Below are 24,436 nucleotides of genomic sequence, written 5' to 3'. Positions count from 1 at the left end.
TGATGGAAAAGCTGACTGTCGTTGAAGGGCGGGCCTATCCGTTCGGGATGAAGAATGTCGACACCGACATCGTCATCCCCGCCCATTGGCTAAAGACCATTTCGCGAACGGGTCTTGGCAAAGGCGCGTTCGAAGTGCTGCGCAAGGAGCCGGGCAATGTGTTCGACGCCCCGGAATATGCGGGCAGCCCCATATTGATCGCAGGCGATAATTTCGGCTGCGGGTCCAGCCGCGAACATGCCGCCTGGGCACTGGCGGACCTGGGCATCAAGGTCGTGATTGCGCCCAGTTTTTCGGATATTTTTTCGGGTAATGCGTTCAAGAATGGCATATTGACCGTCGTGCTGCCGCAAGAAGCAATCGACCGGCTGATGGAAGTGGCCCGGACGGACCCGATCCACGTCGATCTGGAGCAGCAGACAGTCACTACCCGCTTCCAGGACCGCTTTGCGTTCGAGATTGACCCTTTCCGCAAACATTGTTTGCTGGGCGGTCTCGATGAGATCGGCCTGACGCTGGGGCAAGCGGACGCGATCGGCCAGTTCGAGGCAAAGGATGCAGGGGTTCGCCCCTGGCTGGTTCCCGCCGTTGCGTAACCGTCCCGATCTTCCTATTTCAAACAAACTTCTTCCTTATTTCTGCAAGGCGCTGGCATGACGACTTTCAACGACCGTGAAAAAGCCTTCGAAAATATGTATGCGCATGATCAGGAGATGCAGTTTCGCATCCAGGCGCGGCGCAACCGGCTGTTGGGCGAATGGGCCGCCGTTCGCATGGGCCTGACCCCCGAAGAAACCGATGCCTATGCCAAGGCGGTGGTGCAGGCCGACTTTGAAGAAGCAGGCGATGAGGATGTGATTCGCAAGCTGTTGGGCGACATGACTCAGGCCGGAGTCGACATCGCCGAAGCCGATGTCCGCGCGGCGCTGGAAGAACAGCAGGTCGCCGCTCGCCGCCAGTTTATCGAAGCGCCGTAAGCACAGGACCGATCCGATATGCCGATGGCTGCCGACGACATCGCGGACATGATCCGGGCCGCCATCCCCGATGCCCAGGTCGAAATCACCGACCTTGCCGGTGATGGCGATCATTATGCGGCACGGGTCGTGTCGGAAAGCTTCCGGGGCATGAGCCGCGTCGCCCAGCAACGAGCGGTCTATGCGGCGCTTGGCGGGCGGATGGGCGGGGTGCTCCATGCCTTGCAACTGACCACCGCCGTTCCCAACTAACGACCTGTAATTTTATGAGCGACCGGGCTGAACCGGCGCGTGACAAGAATGGATCGACCCATGACCGACGCCGTGAACCAGCGGATCGCCGACATCGTGAACAGCAATGACGTAGTGCTGTTCATGAAGGGCACCCCCCTGTTCCCGCAATGCGGATTTTCCAGCCGCGCTATCGCCATCCTCGACCATCTGGGCGTCGGCTATGAAACGGTCGATGTGCTGCAGGATCAACTGATCCGGCAGGGGATCAAGGGCTTTTCCGACTGGCCGACGATCCCGCAGCTTTATGTGAAGGGCGAATTTGTCGGCGGCAGCGACATCATGATGGAAATGTATGAAGCAGGGGAGCTTCAGCAGCTTATGTCCGAAAGCGGCGTCGCCCCCGCCAGCTGACGGCGGGTCGGCCTACTGGCGCGCCCGGTTTCCAGCCTATCGTCAGATCGCGACGATTTCGGGCAGGATCGCATCCAGCAACAGCATCCCTGCAGGCTTCACCCGCAGCAGCGGCCCGTCGCGATCCAGCAGGTCGAGCGCGCTTAAGCGGGTCACCGCGCCGTCATCGACCAGTTCGCCTATCTCCAGCCCTGACAGCCGCGCAATTCGGTTGAGGTCGATACCTTCGTCCAGGCGCAGTCCCATCAGAAGCGCCTCGCGCGCCCTGTCCGCTGGTTCCAGCACATCCTCGCGTTGCAGGCCATGGCCGTTGCGACCCACGGCCCCGATCCAGTTTTCGGGCTTCTTGTGACGCAGCGTGGCGATACCTGACCGCCGCCCATGCGCGCCCGGCCCGACCCCCGCATAGTCGCCATAGCGCCAGTAGGTCAGGTTATGGCGGCTTTCCAGCCCCGGCCGGGCATGATTGCTGATTTCATAGGCGGGCAGGCCAGCCGCGCCGGTCATGGCCTGCGTCATTTCATATAGCGTCGCGCCGTGATCAGGGTCCGCCGGGGTCAGCTTACCCTGGGCAACCAATGTTGCGAACCGCGTGCCCGGTTCGATCGTTAGTTGGTAAAGCGACAGGTGGCCGGTGCCAAAGGACAGGCCCTGGGCCAGTTCTTTTTCCCAGTCCGTTTCGCTCTGTCCCGGTCGCGCATAAATGAGGTCGAAATTGACGCGATCGAACACCGACTGCGCCACATCCAGCGCCGCCAGCCCTTCGCGCACATCATGCGCCCGGCCCAGGAAGTGGAGTGCTTCGTCGTCCAGCGACTGGAGGCCGAGCGACACACGATTGACGCCCGCCGCCGCGATATCGGCGAATCGTGCCGCCTCCACTGAACTGGGATTAGCCTCCAGCGTGATTTCAATGTCCGCCACCGGCGTCCAGTAGCGGGTTGCGGCATCGATCAGCGCGGCGACGATGTCAGGCGGCATGAGCGATGGCGTGCCCCCGCCGAAGAAGATCGAACCCAGCGCCCGCCCTTCATTCAGCGCCGCTTCGTGGGCCAGGTCGCTCAGCAGCGCGTCGCGCCAGGCCTGCGTGTCAATCTCCGCACGGACATGGCTGTTGAAGTCGCAATAGGGACATTTCGACACGCAAAAAGGCCAATGGATATACAGGGCCATCGCTTCGGAGGATGGCGGCGCGGAACTGGACAGGTGCAAGGACATGGGCGGGGCGTCCTTATACGGCTTTGGTCCACGCGGCCAGTGTCAGCGCCCGCCCGTCAGTTCAGAAGACCGCCGCCACCATCTGGGCGAAGGCGTCGGCGCGGTGGCTCATCGCGTGCTTCTGTTCCGGCTCCATCTCGCCAAAGCTGACCGTGTGGCCGTTGGGCTGGAAAATGGCGTCATAGCCAAACCCCTTGGTCCCGCGTGGGGGCCAGCTGATCGTGCCGTCGACGCGCCCTTCGAACACTTCGACATGCCCGTCGGGCCAGGCCAGGGCGAGGGCGCATACGAAGTGCGCGTCATGCCCGACATCCGGCCCCTTGGCCTGGATCGCGTCCCACACCAGCTGCATGGCCAGCCCGAAATCCTTGGTCTCGCCGGCCCAACGCGCGGAAAAAATGCCCGGATCGCCGTTTAGTGCTTCCACGCAAAGGCCGCTATCGTCGGCCAGCGCGGGCAGGCCGGACAGGTCGGCGGCCTGCATTGCTTTCAATTCGGCATTGGCGATGAATGTGGTGCCGGTTTCGTCCGGTTCGGGCAGATCCAGCGCCGCAGCCGATACGGTTTCGATGCCAAAGGGCGCCAGCAATTCGCCAATCTCTCGCACCTTGCCGGGATTGTGGCTCGCTATCACCAGCTTGCCTGGACCCAGTTTGCGGATTGCCTGTTCCTGTCCGAACTCGTCGCTCATGCTTTACCCCACTCCGTTCGTTTCGAGCGTAGACGAGAAACGCGCAAGTTGCGCTATCATCTTCCTGCGACCGAAACGAACGGGGTATTTTTTCGATTATCGACCCGTGGCCTTGTCCTGCGCCGCGAAGATTTGTGAGCAGCCGATGCGGGCGAGGCGCAGCAGGCGCAGCAGCTCTTCCTCATCATAGGCCGCGCCTTCGGCGGTTGCCTGCACTTCGGCGAATTTGCCATCGCCTGTCAGGATCAGGTTGGCGTCGGTTTCCGCGTTGCTGTCTTCGGCATAGTCGAGGTCGAGGACGGGGGTGCCATTATAGATGCCGCAGCTGATCGCCGCGACTTTCTGAATGATCGGGTCTTCGGCCAGAGCGCCCGACGCCATCAGCTTGTCGATGGCGATGCGCAATGCCACCCAGCTGCCGGAAATTGCCGCCGTGCGGGTGCCGCCATCGGCCTGGATCACGTCGCAATCGACGACGATTTGCCGTTCGCCCAGCTTTTTCATGTCGACCACGGTGCGCAGCGACCGGCCAATCAGGCGCTGAATTTCCTGCGTGCGGCCAGACTGCTTGCCCTTGGCTGCTTCACGGCTGCCGCGCGTGTGGGTGGCGCGGGGCAGCATGCCATATTCCGCCGTGACCCATCCCGAACCCTTGCCGCGCAGGAAGGGGGGCACCTTTTCCTCGACCGAAGCGGTGCAGAGTACGCGCGTATCGCCGAAGCTGACCAGGCAGCTGCCCTCGGCATGGATGGTGAAGCCGGGCTCCATGGTGATGTCGCGCATCTGGTCGGGCGCGCGGCCGGAAGGACGCATAAATTTTCTACTCCGAAACGTTCAATCGGGGGGACTTAGCGCCGGGCGTCCCCTCATGCCAGTGGCGATCCGCCAGAAAGATGGTAGGAAGCAGCCATGCAGTTGCGATGGATGATGATTTTGGGTTGTGCGGCGCTCCTTTCGGGCTGCGCGACGGAAAAAGCGGAACTGGAAAAGCCGGTGGCCGTGGGCGACACGATTCGTTTTTCCGCAGGACCCTGTTTCGGCACCTGCCCCGCCTACACGCTAAGCGTGACCCCCGATGGATCGGGCCTGCTGGAGCCGGAGCGGTTCACCGCCGTTCCCGGCCCCACGCGCTTCACGGTCACGCCCGCGCAATATCGCCGGTTTCGTGCCGCGCTGAATCAGTTTCGTCCGCCCGCTGGCACGGCCAAACGGATCGGCCATGGCGAAAATTGCGCCCGCTTCGCCACCGACATGGCCGGTTACCGGATCGAGTGGGTGAGGGGGGAAGCGCCGCCCACCCGGCTGGAGTTTCAGTCCGGCTGCATGGACGCCAGCTATGGAAAGCTGCGCGCCACCATCGCGTCCATTCCCCGGATGCTGCAGATCGAACCCATGGTGAAGCCTTCTGCCACGCGTTAGCGCATTGGCTTGAGTGCTAGCCCTTGCTTGCCTAGATAGGGACCCATGCCGGTCACTCCGATCACCGAATTGAACGAACGGGCGCGCGACGTCTTTCGACTGGTGGTGGAAAGCTATCTCGGCACGGGCCTGCCGGTGGGGTCGCGCACCATCAGCAAACTGGCCTCGCTCAGCCTGTCGCCCGCATCCATCCGCAACGTCATGCAGGACCTGGAGGAGCTGGGCCTGCTCGCCGCGCCGCACACATCTGCCGGGCGGATGCCGACCGAAACGGGGCTGCGGCTGTTCGTCGATGGCATGATGCAGGCCGCCGAACCGTCGATGGAGGAACGGCGCGCGATCGAAGCGGGCATCGGCGAAAGCGGCCCTATTGAAGAAGCCCTGTCCGCCGCCACCGCCGCGCTATCGGGCCTGTCCGCCTGCGCGGGCATCGTCATGGTGCCAAAGCGGGAGCCGATCCTGCGCCAGTTCGGCTTTGTCCCCCTTAACGGGCGTCAGGCGTTGGCCGTGCTGGTGGGACAGGATGGGTCGATTGAAAATCGCGTGCTCGACCTGCCTGCGGACGTGACGCCGATGATGTTGAATGAAGCGGCCAATTTCATGTCGGCGCGCTTTGGCGGCATGACCCTGCGCGACGCGGGCGACGCCCTGCAGCGGGAGATGGACAATGAACGCAGCGCGCTCCAGGGCGCGGCGCGGGAACTGGTGGAGCGCGGCATTGCCGTCTGGTCGCATGACGCCGACGATCGCCCCGTCCTGATCGTGCGGGGCCAGGCCCATTTGCTGGATGACGGCACCGCCGCCGACCTGGAACGGGTGCGCCAGTTGCTGGAACAGCTGGAGGGCAAACAGGAAATTTCGCGCGTGCTGGAAAGCGCTCTGGCGGGCAGCGCGACGAAAATCTTCATCGGTTCGGAAAACAAGCTCTTTTCCCTGTCCGGTTCTTCGGTCATAGCCGCCCCTTATAGAGGGGCCGATGGCCGCGTCGTCGGCGTAGTCGGGGTGATCGGCCCCACGCGCTTGAACTATGCGCGGGTGATCCCCATGGTGGACTTCACCGCGCAGACCTTGTCGAGATTGATGAGATGATTGAAGAAACACAGAATATCGAAAATAGCGAAGTCGTGGACGAGCTTCCCGAAGATGCGGCGCCCGCGGGCGATGCCGCAGCGGAACGGATCGCCGCGTTGGAAGGCGAACTGGCGGCAGCGAAGCAGGAAATCCTCTACGCCCATGCCGAAACGCAGAATGTCCGGCGGCGGCTAGAAAAAGAACTGGCCGACGCGCGCGCCTATGCCGCGACCGCCTTTGCACGGGACATGCTGTCGGTCGCCGACAATCTGGGCCGCGCGCTTCAGGCGATTCCGGCGGAGTTGCGGGAAGATGACAAGTTCAAGGGTCTGGTCGCTGGCCTGGAAGCCACCGGGCGGGAACTGGACAATATCTTTGGACGCAACGGCATTGAAAAGCTGGTGTCGGTCGGCCAGCCGCTCGACCCCAACCTGCATCAGGCGATGATGGAAACCCCATCGGATGAAGCGGAGCCGGGGACGGTCCTGCTGGAAATGCAGCCGGGCTACACGATCAAGGGCCGCCTGCTGCGCCCCGCGCTGGTCAGCGTTGCGAAAAAGCCTGACTGAAGCGGCGATCCGCCTGAATATATGAGAAGCCCGCCGGACAGCGTTTCGGCGGGCTTTTTCATGGCCGATTGGCGCGTGATTGGCGCTGGGCTTGAAAGGGAAGCTTCGGCTCCCCAGACCTGTCTGACGCCGTTGCGCTGATCCGGCATGCGGCTGGCTAGACTGAAAGGCTCCCCCGCATGACCCTGACCGCCAATGTCCCGACCAAGAATGGCAGCCGCTATCTCCAGCAGCTTTGCAAACATTGGAGCCATAAGTTCGAAACCGACTTCGACGCCCAGCAAGGCGTGATCGCATTCCCCATGGGACCCATCCGAATGGCGGCGGCGGATGAAACCCTGTCCGTGACGATTGAACCGCAGGACGGCGTCGATGTCGAAAATTTCAAGCAGGTAGTCGCCGACCACCTGAACCGCTTCGCCTTCCGCGAAGCCCCGCTGGCGTTTGATTGGCGGTGATGGGGGCGTTCGCTCCATCGGCGAATGAGGGGTCACCATCAGTGAAAGGGGTGAAATGCCGTCATTGGCATGTTAGGGCGATGCCATGTCCAATATCCGCAGCCATGGCGGCACAGTTGAAATCGACGGATCCAAATTTGATTGGGAACTCCTGAGCGAGCCTCAGCTATCTTCTGGCGATGGCTGGAAGGGCATGACGGTTTCATTGCGTCAGCAAGACATGCCGCGCGAGGCGGTACTGGAATTTCCCACGCCCAAACGCCTGATGAAAGGATTGCCGAAAGGGCGTTCCCACATCAACGACACGATTGCCGCAAGGGGCGTGCGGGCGGCGTTATTGGCAGGATGGGACCCCGCGTCACGAGGCAAAACGATGATTTTCACAGTGGATGCCAACGGCGACTAAGGCAAGATCCGATCATGGCGGATCGGATCATGCTCTAACGGTCACTATCGCCGCATCATTTTCGCGGAATGCGACGTGCGCTGGCGAGGTGGTGGGCGTGGGTTATGGCGACTGCGAGTGCGTCCGATGCGTCGGGTCCGGCGATCTTTGCACCGGGCAGCAGCCGGGCGACCATCGCGTGCACCTGATCCTTTGATGCATTGCCGACGCCGACCACGGACTTTTTGACCAGCCGGGCCGCATATTCGCCCACATCCATGCCGGAACGGGACGCGGCGAGCAGGACGACGCCGCGCGCCTGGCCGAGCTTTAGCGTCGATTGCGGGTTCACATTGACGAACACCTCTTCGACCGCCGCGCCGCTGGGCTGATGTTCCAGGATCAGGTCGGCCAGCGCCAGATCCAGCGCCAGCAAGCGGGACGCCAGCGCCATGGCTGCGTCCGTCTTGATCTGTCCATTGGCGATGTGGGTCAGGCGATTGCCGTCCGCCGCGATCAGCCCCCAGCCCGTTGTGCCAAGGCCGGGGTCAAGGCCCAGGATGATCACGGACGGAAGGCGGGCATTTTAGCCCAGCTTTTCCATGACCTCGTCGGACACGTCATAATTGCCCCACACGGTCTGGACGTCGTCATCATCTTCCAGCGTGTCGACCAGCTTCATCAGGGTCGCTGCGTTGCTTTCATCGACGTCGACGCTGGTCTGTGGCTTCCAGGCGAGCTTTGCGCCGTCCGCCGGACCCAGGTTGGACTCCAGCGCCTTGGCGACTTCGTGCAGCGCGTCCATGGCGGTCCAGATTTCATGTTCGTCTTCGTTCGACGACACATCTTCCGCGCCCGCTTCCAGAGCTGCTTCGAAAATCGCGTCGGCATCGCCAGCGCCCGCCGGATAGGTGATCAGGCCCATGCGATCAAAGCCATGGCTGACCGCGCCGGACGCGCCCAGATTGCCGCCATTTTTGGAAAAGGCGGTGCGCACATTGGTGGCGGTGCGGTTGCGGTTGTCGGTCAGCGCCTCGACAATGATGGCGACGCCGCCGGGGCCATAGCCCTCATAGCGCACCTCTTCGTAATTCTCGCCCTCGCCCTTCGACGCCTTGTCGATGGCGCGCTGGATATTATCCTTGGGCATCGACTGCGCCTTGGCCGCGTTGACCGCTAGCCGCAGGCGCGGGTTCATGTCAGGGTCGGGCAGACCCATCTTCGCCGCGACGGTGATTTCGCGGCTGAGCTTGGAGAACATCGACGAACGCTTTTTGTCCTGCGCGCCCTTGCGATGCATGATGTTCTTGAATTTGCTATGGCCGGCCACGGCCTGCTCCTAAATTTTATCTGTGATCCAAGCGCGCTCTCTAGCGGCGGTCCCGGCCAAGCGCAACTAGACGCTAGCGGTGGTGCTGAGTAGGAACTTGCTCCTCAAAGGGGGGCAATATGGACCGTGGAATGATCGCATTTATTCAGTCGCTAACAGATGATGTGCAATGGGCGCTCGATCATCTCCATGCGTCTGACGGACCTGTCGAACGTCGAAACCTGCTTCGAACCACGGTTTCCGCAGCGGAGGGGATGTCGTGGGTCTATCGGATGCATGTGTTGTCCATCGCAAGGGAATTTGATGTCGCCACACCGCTGATGGAAATGGCTTTTGCTGAGGCTTCTTTTTCTGTCAGCCAAACAGGGGAAATCCTCGAACAGCCACGCCATGTTTCACTTCCGGCGATGATCAGGCTGACAACCAAGGTCGCTAAATCTTGTTGTAAAGAAATCGACGTGGATTTCGGCTGCGCTGAGTGGGAAAATCTGAAGAGGGCCATCGCTGCCCGAAATCGGATTACGCATCCCAAAAGCAATGGCGACCTGCTATTGTCCGATGTGGAAATTGAGGCGGCGAAAACCGGCTTCTTTTGGTTCTTCGACACGTCCATTGGAGTGATGGAGCAGACGGTCAAAGCCTTTGGCAGACATGTGGCGCTGGCAAAGGAGATTATTGGAGATTTAGTTGCTGGGGATCCCGATACGCTGGCTTTGTATGAGCGAGCGCATCGGGAACTGGACGACTGAGTTGTTATTCCATCCCTAAAGCAGAAAGATAAGTCTGTAGGATCGCTTCCATTTCCTGTCGATCGTGCTGCGGCATTTTTCGTAAACGGACGATTTGTCGCATGATTTTCGGATCGTAACCCGTCGCTTTAGCTTCTAAATAAACGTCCTTGATGTCGTCTCCGACACCCTTCTTTTCCTCTTCGAGCCGCTCGATCTTCTCGATCAGAAGGCGTAGCTGGTCGGCGGCGACGTTGCCCTCGCTCATTATGTCTGTCTCCGGGTAAATGTGAATCGGTCGGTGGTCGCGTCTAATGCGTGTCGGCGTTCTTCGCCACACTCTCCTGCATCTTTGCGATCTGCTCAGGCGTGGCTTCGCCCTGATAGCGTTGTTTCCATTCGGAAAAAGGCATTCCGTGGATGATCGCGCGCGCATCATCCCTGCTCATCGCGCCGTCGGCTTCCGCGATCCAGTCGGCCAGGCAGTTGCGGCAAAAGCCCGCCATTCCCATCAGATCGATGTTCTGAACATCGGTGCGATGCTGCAAATGCGCCACCAGCCTGCGGAAGGCGGTTGCGGCAACCGCATCGTTGAGCATATTGTCCGCCACGGCGATCCTTTCGCTGATCTACATCATCCTGTCGTGCAGCATGGATAATCGAAAACGGCGCCTTGGCAAATGAAGGCATTCATGACGATCAGGAGCATTTCTGAATGACTCGATTACCGCCCCGTTCGCGCAAGGTCCGCATATTGGCGACCCTTGGCCCGGCGAGCGACAGCCCGGAAATCATCCGGGCGCTCTTCGTTGCAGGGGCCGACGCGTTCCGCATCAACATGAGCCATGGTTCGCATGAGGATCATGCCGCGCGGATCGCGATCATTCGCACGCTGGAAAAGGAATTTGGTCGACCGACCACCATATTGGGCGACCTTCAGGGCCCCAAGCTGCGCGTCGGCACGTTTGAACGCGGCCTTGCCGTGCTGGAAACGGGGGCGGCGTTCGTGCTGGATCGGGACCCGGCACCCGGCAATGCGGATCGCGTGAATTTGCCCCACCCAGAGATATATGCGGCATTGCTGCCCGAAACCCGGCTGCTGCTGGACGATGGCAAGCTGGTCCTGCGCGTCAAGGCAGTGACCGCTGACCGCATCGATACGGTCGTGGAAGTGGGTGGCGCGCTATCGAACCGGAAGGGCGTGAACGTGCCGGACGTGGTCGTGCCGGTCCCCGCGCTGACGGAAAAGGACCGCCGGGATTTGAGCTTCGCGGTCGAGCAGGGCTGTGACTGGATCGCGCTCAGTTTCGTGCAGCGGCCAGAAGATCTGGCCGAAGCGCGCAAGCTGATGGGCGGGCATGGCGCGTTGATGGCGAAGATAGAAAAGCCTTCCGCCGTGCAGCGGCTGGAGGAGATATTGGAGCTGGCCGACGGCGTCATGGTGGCGCGCGGCGACCTGGGCGTGGAACTGCCGCCCCAGGCCGTTCCCCCGCTGCAAAAGCAGATCGTCGCGACCGCGCGGCGCATGGGGCGGCCCGTCGTGGTGGCGACGCAGATGCTGGAATCGATGATCAAGTCGCCCACACCGACCCGCGCCGAAGTGTCAGACGTCGCGACCGCGGTCTATGACGGGGCGGACGCCATCATGCTGTCGGCAGAGACAGCCGCTGGCGACTGGCCGGAAGAGGCGGTCGCCATGATGGACAGCATCGCCCATAGCGTCGAGCGCGACCCCGGTTATTTCGCGCGGCTTCACTTTACCGAGACCAAGCCGGACCCCACCACCGCCGATGCGCTAGCCGAAGGTGCGGCGGGAATCGTGTCCGTCGTCGGGGCGAGCGCCATCACCTGTTTCACATTGTCGGGCAGCACCGTGCGCCGGGTCGCGCGTGAGCGGCCCATGACGCCCATCCTGGCGCTGACGCCACGGCAGGATACTGCCCGCAAGCTAGGCCTGACCTGGGGCGTGCATGCCGTGCGGACCAAGGATATCGGCACTTTTGAGGAGATGGTCGGCAAGGCCCGGCGCATGGCGCTGCGCCATGACATGGCGGAAAAGGGCGGCAAGATCGTTGTTCTGGCGGGCGTACCCTTCGGAACGCCGGGGTCCACCAATGTGCTGCATGTCACCGCCCTGCGCGGCGATGAACTGCGTGGGCGGGACTAGGCTTAGAGCAGGTTGAGCGCGGCCAGTTCTGCCCGGAGCGAGGCCGCGTCGCGAAACAGGTGGCCCCGCATCCCCTCCGACTGCGCGGCGCTGACATTCTCTGCCCGATCATCCACGAACAGCGCCTGCTCAGGGGAAATTTCAAAGCGGGCGAGCGCCAGCCGATAGATGGCGGGTTCGGGCTTCACCATCCTTTCCGCGCCGGACACGACGATATCCCGGAACGGAGCAAACAGGGCTTGCTCCCGCGCATGGAAGGGTTCCCAGAATTCTGCGCTGAAATTGGTGATGGCGAACAGGGGAACGCCGCCATCATCCAGGTCGCGGATGATTTCCGGCATGCCAGAGATTGCCGGTTTCACGCTGTCGATGAACTTGTCGCCCCACAGGCGAATCAGGTCTGCATGATCCGGGTGGCGGGCGATCAGTTCGGCGCTGGTTTGCGCGAAGGGACGTCCGGCATCATGCTGAAAATGCCATTCGGGGCTGACGATATCTCGCAGAAACGCGTCGAGCGCCTGATCATCGGGGATCAGACGCTCGTACAGCAGCCTTGGATTCCAGTGGTACAGGACATTGCCGACGTCGAAGATGACGGCGGTGATGTCCGCCATGGATCAGCCCTGGCGTGCCTTGAAACGACGGTTCGTCTTGTTGATGACGTAGGTGCGGCCGCGACGGCGGATCACGCGGTTGTCCCGGTGACGGCCCTTGAGCGACTTGAGCGAGTTGCGGATCTTCATGGAAGCCAGCCTTTGATGATTCTTGCTTGATCGGAAAATTGAAGCGCAGCCCCTATGGCTGAGGAGGCGCAAAGTCAAGGGCGACGCCCCTTCTTTTGCCCCTGTTCATCCCGCATGCAGCAAAGCCGTGGCTTCAAACGTTCAACGGAAATACAGTCTGGCAGTGTTTATGGACGGACATCCCGGTTGGAGATCATTCATGGTGAAGCGGATCATCCTGTCAACCTTGTCAGCATTGTCGCTGGCGGCGTGCGCGACGGCTGTGCCGCCGGTTGAAGTCACGCGATTTCATGTGGGCGATCCGGCACGCAGCGGCACGATTTCGGTAGAGGAGCTGCCCGGCAATCCTGACGTGGGCCTGGAATTTCGGACCTATGCCGCTGCGGTCGAGCAGGAATTGCTGCGCGCTGGTTTTACCGGTGCCGCAACCGGCGTCAGGAGCGACTATGTGGCGCTGGTGGCGTTCCGCCGCAGTTTCCGGCCCACTGGATATGATGAGGGCGGGCGACCAGTGAGTGTTGGCGTCGGTGGGGCGGTCGGCAGCGGCGGCTATTCAGGGTTGGGCCTTGGTATCGGCATCAACCTGTCGGGGAAGCCCAAGGATCAGGTGGCGACCGAATTGCAGGTGCAAATCCGCCGCCGGTCGGATTCGACCACGATCTGGGAAGGCCGTGCCGTGTCGGTGGCGCGGGAAGGGACGCCCGCCGCCCAGCCGGGCATCGCCGCGCAAAAGCTGGCCGCTGCGCTGGTCGGGGGCTATCCCGGTGAATCGGGGCGCACTATAACCGTCAGATGACCATTTCCATCACCAGCGGCTTCGACAGCGGCAACATTCGCGTCATTTCCATTTCCGACACGGAGCAGGCGGTCAGGGCGGAGCTGGAGATCGTCAAGGACCTGCACAGCGATTTCTACCAATGGTTTCACTTTCGCGTGTCGGGCGTGGCAGGGCGTAATGTAGAACTGGCGATCACCAATTGCCGTGAATCGGCCTATCCTGACGGGTGGCCCGGCTATCGAGCCCGCATCAGTGAAGACCGTGAAAGTTGGCGTCAGGCTGAAACCAGCTACGCCGCAGACACGCTCACCATAAGACTGTCGGCTGAGGTGAACAGCGTTTGGGTCGCCTATTTCGCGCCTTATTCGATGGAGCGGCACCATGATCTGATCGGCTGGGCAGCGGTGCAGCCGGGCGTCGTTCATCGCGAACTGGGGCTTACCCTCGACCAGCAGCCGATCGACCTGCTGACGCTGGGAGAGGGGCCGAGGCAGGTCTGGCTCTATGCCCGCCAGCATCCCGGCGAGACTATGGCGGAATGGTGGATGGAGGGCGCGCTTGACCGGCTGTGTGATCCAGAGGACGCGGTAGCGCGACTGCTGCGCAAACAGGCGACCTTTCACATTGTCCCCAACATGAACCCGGACGGCAGCCGACGCGGGCACCTGCGCACCAATGCCGCAGGAGTGAACCTGAACCGCGAATGGCACCAGCCTTCGATGGAGAGGAGCCCGGAGGTCTTCCTTGTCCGCCAGGCTATGGATGAAAGCGGTGTCCACTTTGCGATGGATGTGCACGGGGATGAGGCTATCCCGGCCGTCTTCTTGGCGGGATTCGAAGGCATCCCTTCGATCACTGAGCGGCAGCTTGCGTTGTTTCATCGCTATCGCGACACGTTGGCATTGCGAACGCCGGATTTTCAGACGCGCAAAGGTTATCCTGCCGCGCCGGAGGGCAAGGCCAATCTCACCATGTCCACCAATCAAGTTGCCGAGCGTTTCGGCGCTGTGGCGATGACGCTGGAAATGCCGTTCAAGGACAATGATGACCTGCCCGACCTCGATTTTGGCTGGTCGCCTGCCCGGTCAATGCAGTTGGCCAAGGATTGCCTGGCGGTGCTGGCGGAGATGGTCAGCGAAATCTGAGGTCGCAGAGGCGAGCGCTGTGGAGAGTGGGCTTTCCGTCAGGCGAACAGGTCGGCAAGGAAGTCCCGCATCGCGCGGAAGCTGCGGCGGTCGGCGGCGGGGCTGTAGGCAAGGCCGCGATCGGGCAGGTTTGCCGCCTGGTCGGTGAAGGCGTGGCCGGTATGGCCATAAGCGTGGATTTGCCAGTCACAGCCCGCTTCAGTCAGCTCACCCGTCAACGCCATGGTGGATGCGGGCGGTGCGAGCGGATCGTCCCAGCCGTGGCAGATCAGCAGCTTTGCCGTGATCGAAGCGCTGGGGAAGGGCGGTGGATCGTAAATGCCGTGGAAGCTGACCCCGCCAGCGATGTCAGCACCGCTGCGCGCGAGGTCCAGCACGCATTTGCCCCCGAAGCAGAAACCGATTGCGGCGGTGCGTCCCTTATCAACTTCGGCCATGTCCTTGAGAAGAGCATGGGCGCGATTTACCCGGTCGCGCAGCAACGCCCGATCGCCATCCAGTTCAGCCATGTAGAGCGCGAGGTCGGGATCGGCGCGAGTCAGGCGCTTTCCCTGGCCGTAAAGGTCCGCGACCAGCACGGCATAGCCAAGGGCTGCCACTTTTTCGGCGTAGGCGAAGTCGGCTTCCTTGGTCCCCAATGCGTTGGGGAAAAGGAGGATTCCGGGCACCGGTGCCGGGGCGGCATCGTCGATCACGCCCATGCTTTCGAACAGGCCGCCGGGGCCTTCGTCCAATATGATGCGGCGCGTGATTGTCATCGCGTAGCTCCTTATAGCGTGCCGAACCCAGGGGCTTCGCCGCGCGCGCTGCGATCAATCCGCTGCGGGCGCTTCCAGCCGATGCGTGGACGTTTGCGCAGACGCAGCGTCGGCCAATCGCCCCGGTCGGCGCGTTCAGCGAGGCGCATGCCCTGCGCACGATAGGCCGCCAGCACTTCGTCAGCCTGTTCGCGTAGCAGGCCCGCCAGAAGGAGCGTACCGCCATCTTCTATCAGTGCGCACAGGGAAGGGGCGAGTTCGATCAGCGGCCCTGCCAGGATGTTGGCGATCAGCAGGTCGTAGGGCGCGCGCTGCTCTATCGCCGGATGATCCACGCCTGCTGCTGTATAGAGCGCGACCTGGCCGATGCCATGACCGACCGGCATGCCGTTGGTCATCGCATTTTCACGGCTGATCGCTACGGCTACAGGATCGATGTCAGACGCGGTCGCGTAGGCGCGCGGCCATAGATGCAGCGCGGCAAAGGCGAGCAGGCCGGTGCCGGTGCCAATGTCCGCCACATTGCCGAACCGCATGCCTATCCGCCGCATCCGGTCCAGCATGATCAGGCAGCCTGCCGTCGTTTCATGCTGTCCGGTGCCAAAGGCGCGTCCGGCCTCTATCAGGAAATTGACATGCCCGGCCTCTTCGGGGTCCGCTGCCCGGTTGCGAACATGGAAACGGCCCGCTGTAACCGGCTCAAGTCCCTGCTGGCTGAGGGTCACCCAATCTTCATCCGGCAGTTTTTCGATCTGTGGTTCCGTTGCCGCTGCGCTGGGAATCAGATCGCGCAGCAGCTGAACAGCCGCCGGATCGGGCTCACCTTCGAAATAGGCGTCCAGCCGCCAGGCGTCGTCATCCGCCCCCGCTTCGCTGGTCATCAGCACGGGCGGTTGGTCCATGGCGACGAAGAGGGCGATGTCCCCGTCCAGAGCCTCGGCCTCCGCACGGGTGCAGGGCAGGGTGACTTTCCAGCTTTGCGCGGGACGGGCGGCGACATCATTCATGCCGCCGCCTTTAGCCCAGTGGTGTCTGCAGGAAAAGCGTCAGGCGACCTGACGACCAAACTCCGATGATTCGTGGCGCAGGCTGGCAAGCTTGCCCTCCACGCTCATGAAGCCGCGCTCCAGCTGGTCGATCTCGGAAGCGACGACTTCCGTATCCTGCCGGATTGCCGAGATGGTGGTCGACATCGAATCGGCTGCCAATGCGGTTTCATCGACTGCGGCGGTGATCATCGTGACGGTCTGCGCCTGGGCATCCATCGCGTGGCGGATGCGTTCGGCGCATGCCTGAACTTCGCCCACCGTGTCCCTGATGCGTTCGTTCGTTTCCACCGACTGGCGGGTGGATGCCTGGATGTCGGAGATTTTCCCGGCGATATCGTCAGTGGCGCGGGCAGTCTGGTTGGCGAGGCTCTTCACTTCCTGCGCAACCACTGCGAAACCGCGTCCGGCATCGCCTGCTCGTGCTGCCTCAATCGTGGCGTTGAGGGCGAGCAGATTGGTCTGTCCGGCGATGTCGCGGATCAACCCAAGGATTGATTCGATCGATTTGGCATGTTCCGACAGGGTCGCGGACATGGTGACGGCATCGCCTGACTGGCGCGCGGCACGTTGTGCGACACCGGCGGCGTTTTCGACTTCGGAACGGGCGTCTTCGATCGCGCGGATGAGGCCGGCTGATGTGCGGGCGGCTTCGCGCATGGCGAGGGCGGATTGTTCGGCGGCTGCGGCGACTTCGGACGCCTTGCCCAACATACCGCGTGTGGCGGCGGACGCATCCTTGGCCTGTTCGCGAAGCGATTCGCCCAGTTGAGACGCGCCGTCAATTTCACCCATGATCCGTTGTTCGAACAGCATGCCGAAACGCTGACGCTCGTTGCGCTGTTCGTCGGCTTCGTCCAGCGAAACGACGTGCGCCATGAGGCTGGCGTCGATCATGCTGACCTGAAGCATGATCTTGGCGAGGCGGTGCCGGGTGGCGTCGTCCGGTGCGCGATCCCAGATCAGGTCGATGAGCTTTTCATTGGAAGCCGCAACCGGCTGAAGAACTGCGCGGAATACCGCGCCATGCTTGCGGGCATGCCGGACACAAGCGGTCGAGGATAATGCCCAGTCGCCGACATCAAAATGATTGAGTTTCTGCCGAAGATATTCATGCGCTTCGGTTTCGATTTTCGCCAGGGTGGACCCGTTCAGCTTCGTCCGCAGCCCGGTGTGATCCATATAGGATTCATAGAATATACGCGCGGCGGCGGTTGCGCCCTCGCCGATCAGGTCACGAATTTCGCGAAGCCCCATCGCCAATTCGCCATGGGGGTCGGCGGCCCGGAGCATTTCGGCCATGTCGCTCCTGGATGTGGCGGCGGAAATCATGTGCGTTTTCATCCCCAGTGTCTTCGTTTGCACTGTATGTTCTAAATCGATCTGGTTAATCAGTTCTTAGCCCTGAGCTTTTTCCTGCCTGGACGGGGCGGCTTGCCCTCCTGACCGTTCGCTCCTAAGGGGACGGGACTCAGGGACAAGCTTCAGGGACGGAGTAATCATGGCGCGAAACAGGAGCCGGCCGCTCTCGCCGCATTTGACGATCTGGAAATGGGGGCCGCACATGGCGATCTCCATCCTGCACCGCGTTACGGGCAATGGCCTTGCCACTGCTGGCGTCATGGGCGTCATATGGTGGTTGATGGCCGCAGCGACCGGGCCGGAAGCCTATGCGGCTTTCATTCAGTGCGCGACTTCGCCGGTCGGCTATCTGGTGATGATCGGCATCAGCTGGTTCTTTTTCCAGCATATGATGTCAGGCATTCGCCACTGGGTGCTCGACATGGGCGCGGGCTATGAGCTTCATACCAACAAGACATGGTCGCTGGTGATCCCGGTCCTGTCCACCCTGGCCACCATCGCGTTGTGGGCCACCATATTCGCGGGGAAAATCTGATGGGCAACGGAACCGGAATCGGCCGTGTTCGCGGGCTTGGATCGGCTCGCCATGGCGCGGGCCACTGGCTGACGCATCGCTATACTTCGGTCAGCAACCTGTTGCTGGTGCTGTGGCTGATCTTCAGCCTCGCGACCATGCCCGGCCTGGATTATGAAAGCGTGCGCAGCTGGATCGCCAATCCGCTGGTCGCGGTGCCGCTGATGCTGATGCTGGTCAGCGTTTTCTGGCACCTGCGGCTGGGCATGCAGGTGATGCTGGAGGATTATGTCCACGACAAGGGGCTGAATTTCTTCGCCATCCTGATCCTCAATTTCTATACCATCGCCGGCGCGGCCGCCGGTATTTTCGCCATCGCGAAGATCGCGTTCGAGGGGGCTGCTTCCTGATGACCGAAGCCTATAAGATCATCGATCACACTTACGACACGGTCGTCGTGGGTGCTGGCGGTTCGGGCCTGCGCGCCACCATGGGCAGCGCCGAAGCGGGCCTGAAGACCGCCTGCATCACCAAGCTGTTCCCGACCCGGTCGCACACGGTTGCGGCGCAGGGCGGCATCGCCGCGTCGCTGGGCAACAATTCGCCCGACCATTGGACCTGGCACATGTACGACACCGTGAAGGGGTCGGACTGGCTGGGGGACCAGGACGCGATCGAATATATGGTGCGTGAAGCACCCGCCGCCGTGATCGAGCTGGAACATGCCGGCGTGCCGTTCAGCCGCAACGAAAACGGGACGATTTATCAGCGTCCGTTCGGCGGCCACATGCAGAATATGGGCGCTGGCCCGCCGGTGCAGCGCACCTGTGCCGCCGCCGACCGCACGGGTCACGCCATGTTGCACGCTCTGTATCAGCAGAGCCTGAAATATGACGCGGACTTCTACATCGAATATTTCGCCATCGACCTGATCATGGAAGATGGCCCGAACGGCAAGGAATGCCGCGGCGTCATCGCCATCTGCATGGAGGATGGATCGATTCATCGCTTCCGCAGCAAGGCGGTCGTGCTAGCTACGGGCGGCTATGGCCGCGCCTATTTCTCCGCCACGTCGGCGCATAGCTGCACCGGCGATGGCGGCGGCATGGTGCTGCGCGCGGGCCTGCCGCTGCAGGACCTGGAGTTCGTGCAGTTCCACCCGACCGGCATTTACGGCGCGGGCGTGCTCATCACTGAAGGCGCGCGCGGCGAGGGGGGCTACCTCACCAACTCCGAAGGCGAGCGCTTCATGGAACGCTATGCCCCGTCGGCGAAGGATCTGGCGTCGCGTGACGTTGTGTCGCGTTCGATGGCGATGGAAATGCGCGAAGGGCGCGGCGTGGGTCCGAACAAGGATCACATCTTCCTGCACCTCGACCATATCGATCCCAAGGTGCTGGCGGAACGCCTGCCGGGTATCACCGAGAGCGGCAAGATTTTCGCGGGCGTCGACCTGACCCGCCAGCCTCTGCCGGTGACCCCGACCGTTCACTATAATATGGGCGGCATCCCCTGTAACTATCATGGGCAGGTGGTGACGAAGGTCGGCGACGATCCCGAAGTCGTGGTGCCGGGCCTCTATGCGGTCGGCGAAGCGGCATGCGTGTCGGTCCATGGCGCGAATCGCCTTGGCTCCAACTCGCTGATCGACCTTGTCGTGTTTGGCCGCGCTACCGGCCTGCACCTGAAAGAAACGATCAAGCCCAATGGCTCGCATCGTCCGCTGCCCAAGGATGCGGCTGATCTGGCGCTGGGCCGCCTGGATCATTATCGCAATGCCAAGGGCGGATCGCCGACGGCAAAGATCCGCCTGGAAATGCAGCACACCATGCAGAAGCATGCCGCCGTGTTCCGCGACAGCGCGCTGCTGGCAGAGGGCGTGACCAAGATGGCGCAGGTCAACGCGAGCATGCAGGATGTCGGCGTGTCCGACCGATCGCTGATCTGGAACACCGACCTGATCGAGACGCTGGAGCTGGACAACCTCATGTCCCAGGCGGTGTGCACCATGGTCAGCGCGGAAAATCGCAAGGAAAGCCGTGGCGCGCATGCGCATGAGGATTTCCCGAATCGCGATGACGACAATTGGATGAAGCACACCATCAGCTGGTTCGACGGCTGGGGTGGGAAGGGTGGCAAGGTCACCCTGAATTCCCGGCCGGTGCATGATTATACGCTCACCGACGAGGCGGAATATATCAAGCCCAAGGCGCGTGTTTACTGATCTGCGCTTATCAGATGGCGTTGGAAGAGGGCGGGCTGCAAGGTCCGCCCTTTTTCGTTGTGGGTGGTGCCGGGGTCGGGGGTGAGGCTGTTGGATTGGCAATCGCTCGCCGTGAAGCTATGGTTGACGGGCTTGCCTCTATTTCCCCAAATTTGGAGCAATGCGGTTGAAGATGCCTGCAATCGTCAAGATGATCGCGAGAAAAGATAACACAGATCAAGAATTCAACCTGAAATTGGCGATACTACATCGTTGAATTGCGGAATAGCTGTCTTGCGGAGTAGTGAGCGATGGTGCCGGGGCTTGCCCTTTGCACACGCTGCGTACAGGATAGTGTTGATGAACATGGAAGATCTTTACCGCCTTCTGCGGACAGGACATATTCAGGCGCAAGGTATCGTCGATACTGTCGCCGATCCAATGTTGGTGTTGGACGCGAGCCTGTGCGTTCAAAATGCTAGCCGCGCATTTTTTGAAACGTTCAAGGTCGACCGGGAAGAGACGATCGGCCACCCCATATATAAGTTGGGCAACGGCCAGTGGGACATTCCCGAACTACGTCGGCTGCTAGCGGACGTGATCCCCAAGGCCACGGCGATCATCAATTTCGAAGTTGAACATACATTCCCCGCGCTGGGCCGCAGGACGATGCTTTTGACCGCGCGCACGCTGTTCCATCCCGATGGGGCTAGCCACACGCTGCTATTGTCGATCGTCGATGCCACGGATCGTTATCGTCGGGACATGGCCAAGGACATGCTGTTCGGCGAACTTCGCCATCGGATGAAGAATCTGTTGAGCGTCGTGAAAGCGATAGCGCATCAGACGACCACTCAGGACCGATCGGCCAAGGAGTATCGTGATGTGTTTCTGGGGCGTTTCAGCGCCCTGATCGAGGCACAGGAACTTGCCTATGCCGAGCAGGATGAAGTCGGTGTTGACCGGCTGCTGAACATTATCCTGGCACCCTATGCCGATAAGCCGGAGGCTGTGGTGATCGAGCCGGGCGAGGCCATCGAGCTGGGCCCGCACATGATCATGTCGCTGAGCCTGGTGCTGCATGAGTTGGCGACCAACGCCGCGAAATACGGTGCCTTGTCAGTGCCAAGCGGACAGGTCCGCGTCGGATGGCAGGTCGAGGATGCCAACAGCAAGTTGCGGCTGAAATGGGTAGAGAGCGGTGGCCCCCCGGTATCGCGGCCTGCTGTAGCGGGCTATGGAAGCCAGCTGATCCGGTCCACCATCGCCTACAACCTCCATGGCGAGGTGGAACAAGACTATGCGGTAGACGGTTTTCGGACAGAGATCGTCATTCCATTGGGGACGGCTCCATCCTCTAGCTGAGAGCCATCCGTGCCCGAAACGGTGTTGATTGTTGAGGACGAGTTTTTCATCGCGATGGACCTTCAGTTGATGCTGGAGGGCTATGGGTGGCGCGTGATGGGTCCCGTCGGCACGGTCAAAGATGCGCTGCTTTTGTTAGAGACCGAATTGCCGTCGGTGGCATTGCTGGATGTCAATCTGGGCCGCGAATTGGTTACACCCGTAGCGGAATATCTGAAGGCGCACGACGTGCCTTTTGCCGTGGCGACGGCCTATGACAGGCCTGAGCAATATGGTGGCGAGGTACTGGCTGGGGTGCCCAATGCGGGTAAGCCGACGGACGAACGGCGGCTGATGGCCGCGCTGATGCAACTAACTGGCCGCTGACTGCGGCTGTGATCTCCCAAGGCTGCAATGGCGGGCAAGGATATTGTGGAGCGGGATCAGCCTGCCCGATCAACTGCCCCTTTTGAACAGCGCCAGCTGGTCGTCGAAGGCACGCTGGAAAGCGGGGCGTGCTTCGGCTCTGGCTACATAGGCGGCGAGGTTGGGATATTCGGTGAGGAGGCCGGAGCTTCGCAGCCTGCGTAGCACCGATACCATCATCAGGTCGCCTGCGCTGAATGCGCCGTCCAGCCAGTCGGCGCTGCCCAGCCGGTCGGACAGCTGGTCCAGCCGATTGCGGACACGCTGGTCGAGCAGGGCCAGGCGCTCCACGCTCCAGCTTTTGTCGCTTTCCAGCAGGACCGCCATGCTGCGTTCCACGATGGGCGGCTCCATTGTGGTGAGGGCGGCGAATATCCAGGCGATTGCGCTACCGCGCGCGTTCGCGTCGCGCGGCAACAGGCCTGGATGATGGTAGACGATGTGGAGCAGGATCGCGCCCGATTCGAACAGGATGAAGTCCCCTTCTTCATAAGTGGGAATCTGGCCGAAGGGGTGGAGCGCCAGATGTTCGGCCTCCTTCATGGCGGCGAAGGACAGGCGGCGGACATTGTAGGGCTGGCCCACTTCTTCGAGCGCCCAGCGCACCGGCATGTCCCGCGCCAGGCCCTGGCCGCGATCGGGAGATTGTTCAAACGCCGTGATGGTGATGGTCATGATGCACCTTTCAATCGGTGGAGGATGCCTGCCCGGCTGCGGCGTGGCAATGGACGTCGAAAGGCGGTCTGCGGGAGAATTGGGGGAGGGGGCAAAGTCGCACTGGCGCGGCGCTTCATCTATCACTAAATCCTTGGGCGATGATGATTGATCCGCTGGTGCTGCTGCAGGCCTATGCCATCGGTGTGTTTCCCATGTCCGACGACAGGGAGGCGCAGGAGGTTTACTGGATCGAGCCGAAGCGGCGCGCGATCATGCCGCTGGACGGCTTTCACATCTCTCATTCACTGGCAAAGACGATCCGGCAGGACCGGTTCCGGGTCACGGCCAATCGCGATTTCGCGGGGATTGTCGATCTGTGCGCGCAGGCGGCTGGGGATCGCCCGACGACCTGGATCAACCGCGAGATCGAAAGCGCTTATCGCCATCTGCACGAGATCGGCTTTGCGCATAGCGTCGAAGTCTGGGACGGTGAGGAACTGGTCGGCGGGCTGTATGGCGTGGCGCTGGGTCGGGCCTTTTTCGGCGAAAGCATGGTGTCGCGCCGGACGGATGCTTCAAAGGTTGCGCTGGCGTGGCTGACGGCGCGGATGCGCTTTGCCGGTTTCACCCTGCTCGACTGCCAGTTCATGACGGATCATCTGCGGTCGCTGGGCGCGATCGAGATCAGCCAGCGTGATTATATTCAGTTGTTGGAAGGCGCGGTGGATGACGTGCCGCTGGCTTCGGGCCGCGCCGTGCTGGCGGGCGGTTCGGGGTCCTGCGCGGAAGTGGCGTTCGGGCGGCTGTCGGGAGCGGTGGCGGGGGTGGAGGGTGTTTCACCCTTGCCACCCAGCTTCACCGTGTCGGGACCAGCTTCGGGCCAGGACATATTGCAGCTTCTGACCCAGACGTCATAGATCGGGTGCTGAACGACGTTGCGGTCGGGCCGTTCGCGGAACAACCAGCCGGAAAAGTTGCGCCGCCATTTGCCGTCGGCGCTGCTGCGCACGTCCAGTTGCACGAAGGCCCCGGTTTCCTGCACATTTTCCCATGGCGCGCTGGTTTCACAGGCCTGCAGGCGCACGATGGCGTCCCCGACCCGCAGCGCTTCACCGGGCTTCATCGTCAGGTCGCGGGTCAAGCCGTTGCGTTTGTTGAGTAGGCCAATCACCGCGACGCGTTCGCCCATGGGCGTGCCGGGCAGGGCCGAACTCTTGTCATTGCGGATGGGGGTGCGGTCGATGCGCACGGGGCCGGTCTGGTTCGCGGCGGGAATATCATCATCGCCGCAGCTTGCCAGCAACAGCGCGCAGCCGAGCAGGGGGAGGCAGGGCAGGATCGGCAGGAAAGCCCCCGACCGGCGCAGGGTCATGACGCGTCGGGGCTCCATGCCTCATAATCGCCGGTGGCCTTTTGCCGCTGTCCGCCCTTTTCCAGAGCGCCGGAAGGACGATAGGCGAGCGGGGTGCCGGTCGCGTTGGGGGTGTAATCCCTTTCCCAGATGCGCGGCGGCGGCAGGCAGCTTTCCGGCGTGCCTTCGATCGTGTGGTGCAGCCAGCCATGCCATTCGGCGGGCACGCGGCTGGCGTCATTATTGCCGTTGTAGATCACCCAGCGGCGCACCAGGCCGTTGGGATCGGTGCCGCCTTCATAATAGATATTGCCCTGATGGTCCTCCCCCACCTTCGTACCCTTGCGGGAGGTGTAGAGAGCGGTGCCGATGGTCGCGCCATTCCACCAGGTGAAGATATTGGCCAGGATTCCCATGGGCCATGCGCTTAGCCCCACGGGCAGGGCATTGG

Annotated in this window: 33 protein-coding genes and 1 pseudogene; 19 read left to right on the top strand and 15 right to left on the bottom strand. The window is 61.9% G+C overall.

Annotation, left to right across the window (positions count from 1 at the left end; translation table 11 throughout):
- Nucleotides 1-2: 2 nt before the first annotated feature.
- The 4 genes from leuD to grxD are packed head-to-tail and all read left to right on the top strand — an operon-like array spanning nucleotide 3 to nucleotide 1,622.
- A complete protein-coding gene (leuD, locus tag FHS54_RS11135) occupies nucleotides 3-596 on the top strand; it encodes a 3-isopropylmalate dehydratase small subunit (RefSeq protein WP_167303886.1) in 594 nt (197 codons plus the stop codon).
- Nucleotides 597-653: 57 nt separating this feature from the next.
- A complete protein-coding gene (locus tag FHS54_RS11130; RefSeq protein WP_167303885.1) occupies nucleotides 654-977 on the top strand; it encodes a DUF1476 domain-containing protein in 324 nt (107 codons plus the stop codon).
- Between the two features lie 18 nt (nucleotides 978-995).
- Entirely contained in the window at nucleotides 996-1,229 is a 234-nt protein-coding gene (locus FHS54_RS11125) for a BolA family protein (RefSeq protein ID WP_021225255.1), read from the top strand.
- Nucleotides 1,230-1,289: 60 nt separating this feature from the next.
- The gene (gene grxD, locus FHS54_RS11120) at nucleotides 1,290-1,622 is read left to right on the top strand and encodes a Grx4 family monothiol glutaredoxin (RefSeq protein WP_167303884.1); all 333 of its coding nucleotides are present in this window, start codon (nucleotides 1,290-1,292) and stop codon (nucleotides 1,620-1,622) included.
- Nucleotides 1,623-1,664: 42 nt separating this feature from the next.
- Here grxD and hemW read toward each other — a convergent pair whose 3' ends face one another.
- From hemW to rph, 3 genes are all read right to left on the bottom strand, one after another.
- Nucleotides 1,665-2,840, bottom strand: a complete 1,176-nt coding sequence (gene hemW / locus FHS54_RS11115; RefSeq protein WP_167303883.1) for a radical SAM family heme chaperone HemW — start codon at nucleotides 2,838-2,840, stop codon at nucleotides 1,665-1,667.
- 61 nt (nucleotides 2,841-2,901) lie between these two features.
- On the bottom strand, nucleotides 2,902-3,531 hold the full coding sequence (gene rdgB, locus FHS54_RS11110) for an RdgB/HAM1 family non-canonical purine NTP pyrophosphatase (protein WP_167303882.1): 630 nt from the start codon (nucleotides 3,529-3,531) through the stop codon (nucleotides 2,902-2,904).
- Nucleotides 3,532-3,627: 96 nt separating this feature from the next.
- Nucleotides 3,628-4,344, bottom strand: a complete 717-nt coding sequence (gene rph / locus FHS54_RS11105; protein WP_167303881.1) for a ribonuclease PH — start codon at nucleotides 4,342-4,344, stop codon at nucleotides 3,628-3,630.
- 96 nt (nucleotides 4,345-4,440) lie between these two features.
- On the opposite strand from rph, the gene FHS54_RS11100 reads away from it, so the two are divergent.
- The 5 genes from FHS54_RS11100 to FHS54_RS11080 all read left to right on the top strand — a co-directional run bounded on the left by FHS54_RS11100 (nucleotide 4,441) and on the right by FHS54_RS11080 (nucleotide 7,454).
- The gene (locus tag FHS54_RS11100) at nucleotides 4,441-4,950 is read left to right on the top strand and encodes a DUF6438 domain-containing protein (protein ID WP_167303880.1); all 510 of its coding nucleotides are present in this window, start codon (nucleotides 4,441-4,443) and stop codon (nucleotides 4,948-4,950) included.
- Between the two features lie 45 nt (nucleotides 4,951-4,995).
- A complete protein-coding gene (gene hrcA / locus FHS54_RS11095; protein ID WP_167303879.1) occupies nucleotides 4,996-6,039 on the top strand; it encodes a heat-inducible transcriptional repressor HrcA in 1,044 nt (347 codons plus the stop codon).
- Entirely contained in the window at nucleotides 6,036-6,590 is a 555-nt protein-coding gene (gene grpE / locus FHS54_RS11090) for a nucleotide exchange factor GrpE (RefSeq protein ID WP_167303878.1), read from the top strand. The genes hrcA and grpE overlap by 4 nt, the downstream gene beginning before the upstream one ends.
- A 179-nt stretch (nucleotides 6,591-6,769) precedes the next feature.
- Nucleotides 6,770-7,048: a DUF2218 domain-containing protein gene (locus FHS54_RS11085; protein WP_167303877.1), complete on the top strand. Its 279-nt coding sequence runs from the start codon at nucleotides 6,770-6,772 to the stop codon at nucleotides 7,046-7,048.
- A gap of 85 nt (nucleotides 7,049-7,133) precedes the next feature.
- On the top strand, nucleotides 7,134-7,454 hold the full coding sequence (locus FHS54_RS11080) for a hypothetical protein (RefSeq protein ID WP_167303876.1): 321 nt from the start codon (nucleotides 7,134-7,136) through the stop codon (nucleotides 7,452-7,454).
- Between the two features lie 55 nt (nucleotides 7,455-7,509).
- On the opposite strand, the gene ruvC is transcribed toward FHS54_RS11080, so the two are convergent.
- Together ruvC and FHS54_RS11070 are read right to left on the bottom strand one after the other, a co-directional pair.
- Nucleotides 7,510-8,001 (bottom strand): crossover junction endodeoxyribonuclease RuvC, encoded by a 492-nt coding sequence (ruvC, locus tag FHS54_RS11075; RefSeq protein WP_167303875.1) that lies wholly within the window; start codon nucleotides 7,999-8,001, stop codon nucleotides 7,510-7,512.
- 18 nt (nucleotides 8,002-8,019) lie between these two features.
- Nucleotides 8,020-8,763 (bottom strand): YebC/PmpR family DNA-binding transcriptional regulator, encoded by a 744-nt coding sequence (locus FHS54_RS11070; protein ID WP_167303874.1) that lies wholly within the window; start codon nucleotides 8,761-8,763, stop codon nucleotides 8,020-8,022.
- A gap of 131 nt (nucleotides 8,764-8,894) precedes the next feature.
- On the opposite strand from FHS54_RS11070, the gene FHS54_RS11065 reads away from it, so the two are divergent.
- Nucleotides 8,895-9,512 (top strand): hypothetical protein, encoded by a 618-nt coding sequence (locus FHS54_RS11065; RefSeq protein ID WP_167303873.1) that lies wholly within the window; start codon nucleotides 8,895-8,897, stop codon nucleotides 9,510-9,512.
- A gap of 4 nt (nucleotides 9,513-9,516) precedes the next feature.
- Here FHS54_RS11065 and FHS54_RS11060 read toward each other — a convergent pair whose 3' ends face one another.
- Nucleotides 9,517-9,759, bottom strand: a complete 243-nt coding sequence (locus FHS54_RS11060; protein WP_167303872.1) for a DUF2312 domain-containing protein — start codon at nucleotides 9,757-9,759, stop codon at nucleotides 9,517-9,519.
- A gap of 43 nt (nucleotides 9,760-9,802) precedes the next feature.
- Nucleotides 9,803-10,090: a DUF1244 domain-containing protein gene (locus FHS54_RS11055; protein WP_208404943.1), complete on the bottom strand. Its 288-nt coding sequence runs from the start codon at nucleotides 10,088-10,090 to the stop codon at nucleotides 9,803-9,805.
- 116 nt (nucleotides 10,091-10,206) lie between these two features.
- Between FHS54_RS11055 and pyk the strand changes: the two genes are divergently transcribed.
- Nucleotides 10,207-11,658, top strand: a complete 1,452-nt coding sequence (gene pyk / locus FHS54_RS11050) for a pyruvate kinase (protein WP_167303870.1) — start codon at nucleotides 10,207-10,209, stop codon at nucleotides 11,656-11,658.
- Between the two features lie 2 nt (nucleotides 11,659-11,660).
- Here pyk and FHS54_RS11045 read toward each other — a convergent pair whose 3' ends face one another.
- Together FHS54_RS11045 and ykgO are read right to left on the bottom strand one after the other, a co-directional pair.
- Entirely contained in the window at nucleotides 11,661-12,272 is a 612-nt protein-coding gene (locus tag FHS54_RS11045; RefSeq protein ID WP_167303869.1) for an HAD family hydrolase, read from the bottom strand.
- A gap of 3 nt (nucleotides 12,273-12,275) precedes the next feature.
- On the bottom strand, nucleotides 12,276-12,401 hold the full coding sequence (gene ykgO / locus FHS54_RS11040) for a type B 50S ribosomal protein L36 (RefSeq protein ID WP_004210176.1): 126 nt from the start codon (nucleotides 12,399-12,401) through the stop codon (nucleotides 12,276-12,278).
- A gap of 199 nt (nucleotides 12,402-12,600) precedes the next feature.
- Between ykgO and FHS54_RS11035 the strand changes: the two genes are divergently transcribed.
- Together FHS54_RS11035 and FHS54_RS11030 are read left to right on the top strand one after the other, a co-directional pair.
- Complete coding sequence (locus tag FHS54_RS11035) at nucleotides 12,601-13,197, top strand: DUF4136 domain-containing protein (RefSeq protein WP_167303868.1); 597 nt, start codon at nucleotides 12,601-12,603, stop codon at nucleotides 13,195-13,197.
- Complete coding sequence (locus FHS54_RS11030; protein ID WP_167303867.1) at nucleotides 13,194-14,324, top strand: M14 family metallopeptidase; 1,131 nt, start codon at nucleotides 13,194-13,196, stop codon at nucleotides 14,322-14,324. Before FHS54_RS11035 ends, FHS54_RS11030 begins: the two co-directional genes overlap by 4 nt.
- A gap of 38 nt (nucleotides 14,325-14,362) precedes the next feature.
- Here the strand turns inward: FHS54_RS11030 and FHS54_RS11025 are convergent, their stop codons facing one another.
- From FHS54_RS11025 to FHS54_RS11015, 3 genes are read right to left on the bottom strand one after another with little or no spacing between them, the layout of a single operon-like run.
- Nucleotides 14,363-15,082, bottom strand: a complete 720-nt coding sequence (locus tag FHS54_RS11025; protein WP_167303866.1) for a dienelactone hydrolase family protein — start codon at nucleotides 15,080-15,082, stop codon at nucleotides 14,363-14,365.
- 11 nt (nucleotides 15,083-15,093) lie between these two features.
- Nucleotides 15,094-16,089 carry a 50S ribosomal protein L11 methyltransferase gene (locus FHS54_RS11020; RefSeq protein WP_167303865.1) on the bottom strand — a complete coding sequence of 332 codons (996 nt, stop codon included), beginning with the start codon at nucleotides 16,087-16,089 and terminating at the stop codon, nucleotides 15,094-15,096.
- Between the two features lie 39 nt (nucleotides 16,090-16,128).
- Nucleotides 16,129-17,460 carry a methyl-accepting chemotaxis protein gene (locus FHS54_RS11015; protein WP_208404941.1) on the bottom strand — a complete coding sequence of 444 codons (1,332 nt, stop codon included), beginning with the start codon at nucleotides 17,458-17,460 and terminating at the stop codon, nucleotides 16,129-16,131.
- A gap of 169 nt (nucleotides 17,461-17,629) precedes the next feature.
- Here FHS54_RS11015 and sdhC point away from each other — a divergent pair, with 169 nt between their 5' ends.
- The 5 genes from sdhC to FHS54_RS10990 all read left to right on the top strand — a co-directional run bounded on the left by sdhC (nucleotide 17,630) and on the right by FHS54_RS10990 (nucleotide 21,938).
- Nucleotides 17,630-18,025, top strand: a complete 396-nt coding sequence (gene sdhC, locus FHS54_RS11010; protein ID WP_167303864.1) for a succinate dehydrogenase, cytochrome b556 subunit — start codon at nucleotides 17,630-17,632, stop codon at nucleotides 18,023-18,025.
- Nucleotides 18,025-18,414, top strand: a complete 390-nt coding sequence (sdhD, locus tag FHS54_RS11005) for a succinate dehydrogenase, hydrophobic membrane anchor protein (protein ID WP_167303863.1) — start codon at nucleotides 18,025-18,027, stop codon at nucleotides 18,412-18,414. Before sdhC ends, sdhD begins: the two co-directional genes overlap by 1 nt.
- Nucleotides 18,414-20,228 (top strand): succinate dehydrogenase flavoprotein subunit, encoded by a 1,815-nt coding sequence (sdhA, locus tag FHS54_RS11000; protein ID WP_167303862.1) that lies wholly within the window; start codon nucleotides 18,414-18,416, stop codon nucleotides 20,226-20,228. Before sdhD ends, sdhA begins: the two co-directional genes overlap by 1 nt.
- 339 nt (nucleotides 20,229-20,567) lie before the next feature.
- Nucleotides 20,568-21,572 carry an HWE histidine kinase domain-containing protein gene (locus FHS54_RS10995; RefSeq protein ID WP_167303861.1) on the top strand — a complete coding sequence of 335 codons (1,005 nt, stop codon included), beginning with the start codon at nucleotides 20,568-20,570 and terminating at the stop codon, nucleotides 21,570-21,572.
- Between the two features lie 9 nt (nucleotides 21,573-21,581).
- Nucleotides 21,582-21,938, top strand: coding sequence for a response regulator (locus FHS54_RS10990; protein ID WP_167303860.1), 357 nt, complete (start codon nucleotides 21,582-21,584; stop codon nucleotides 21,936-21,938).
- A gap of 69 nt (nucleotides 21,939-22,007) precedes the next feature.
- Here FHS54_RS10990 and FHS54_RS10985 read toward each other — a convergent pair whose 3' ends face one another.
- Nucleotides 22,008-22,652: a glutathione S-transferase family protein gene (locus tag FHS54_RS10985; protein ID WP_167303859.1), complete on the bottom strand. Its 645-nt coding sequence runs from the start codon at nucleotides 22,650-22,652 to the stop codon at nucleotides 22,008-22,010.
- 140 nt (nucleotides 22,653-22,792) lie between these two features.
- Here FHS54_RS10985 and aat point away from each other — a divergent pair, with 140 nt between their 5' ends.
- Nucleotides 22,793-23,551, top strand: a complete 759-nt coding sequence (gene aat / locus FHS54_RS10980) for a leucyl/phenylalanyl-tRNA--protein transferase (RefSeq protein ID WP_167303858.1) — start codon at nucleotides 22,793-22,795, stop codon at nucleotides 23,549-23,551.
- A 35-nt stretch (nucleotides 23,552-23,586) separates the two neighbouring features.
- Here the strand turns inward: aat and FHS54_RS16450 are convergent.
- Both FHS54_RS16450 and FHS54_RS10970 read right to left on the bottom strand, forming a co-directional pair.
- Nucleotides 23,587-23,757 (bottom strand): annotated as a pseudogene (locus FHS54_RS16450) (DUF2155 domain-containing protein); the annotation flags it as partial.
- 245 nt (nucleotides 23,758-24,002) lie between these two features.
- A complete protein-coding gene (locus FHS54_RS10970; RefSeq protein ID WP_167303857.1) occupies nucleotides 24,003-24,401 on the bottom strand; it encodes an NADH:ubiquinone oxidoreductase subunit NDUFA12 in 399 nt (132 codons plus the stop codon).
- Between the last annotated feature and the right edge of the window lie 35 nt (nucleotides 24,402-24,436).

The sequence above is a fragment of the Sphingobium vermicomposti genome (assembly GCF_011762025.1).
Classification (GTDB): Bacteria; Pseudomonadota; Alphaproteobacteria; order Sphingomonadales; family Sphingomonadaceae; genus Sphingobium; species Sphingobium vermicomposti.
This window is presented reverse-complemented; position numbering and strand designations above follow the sequence as displayed.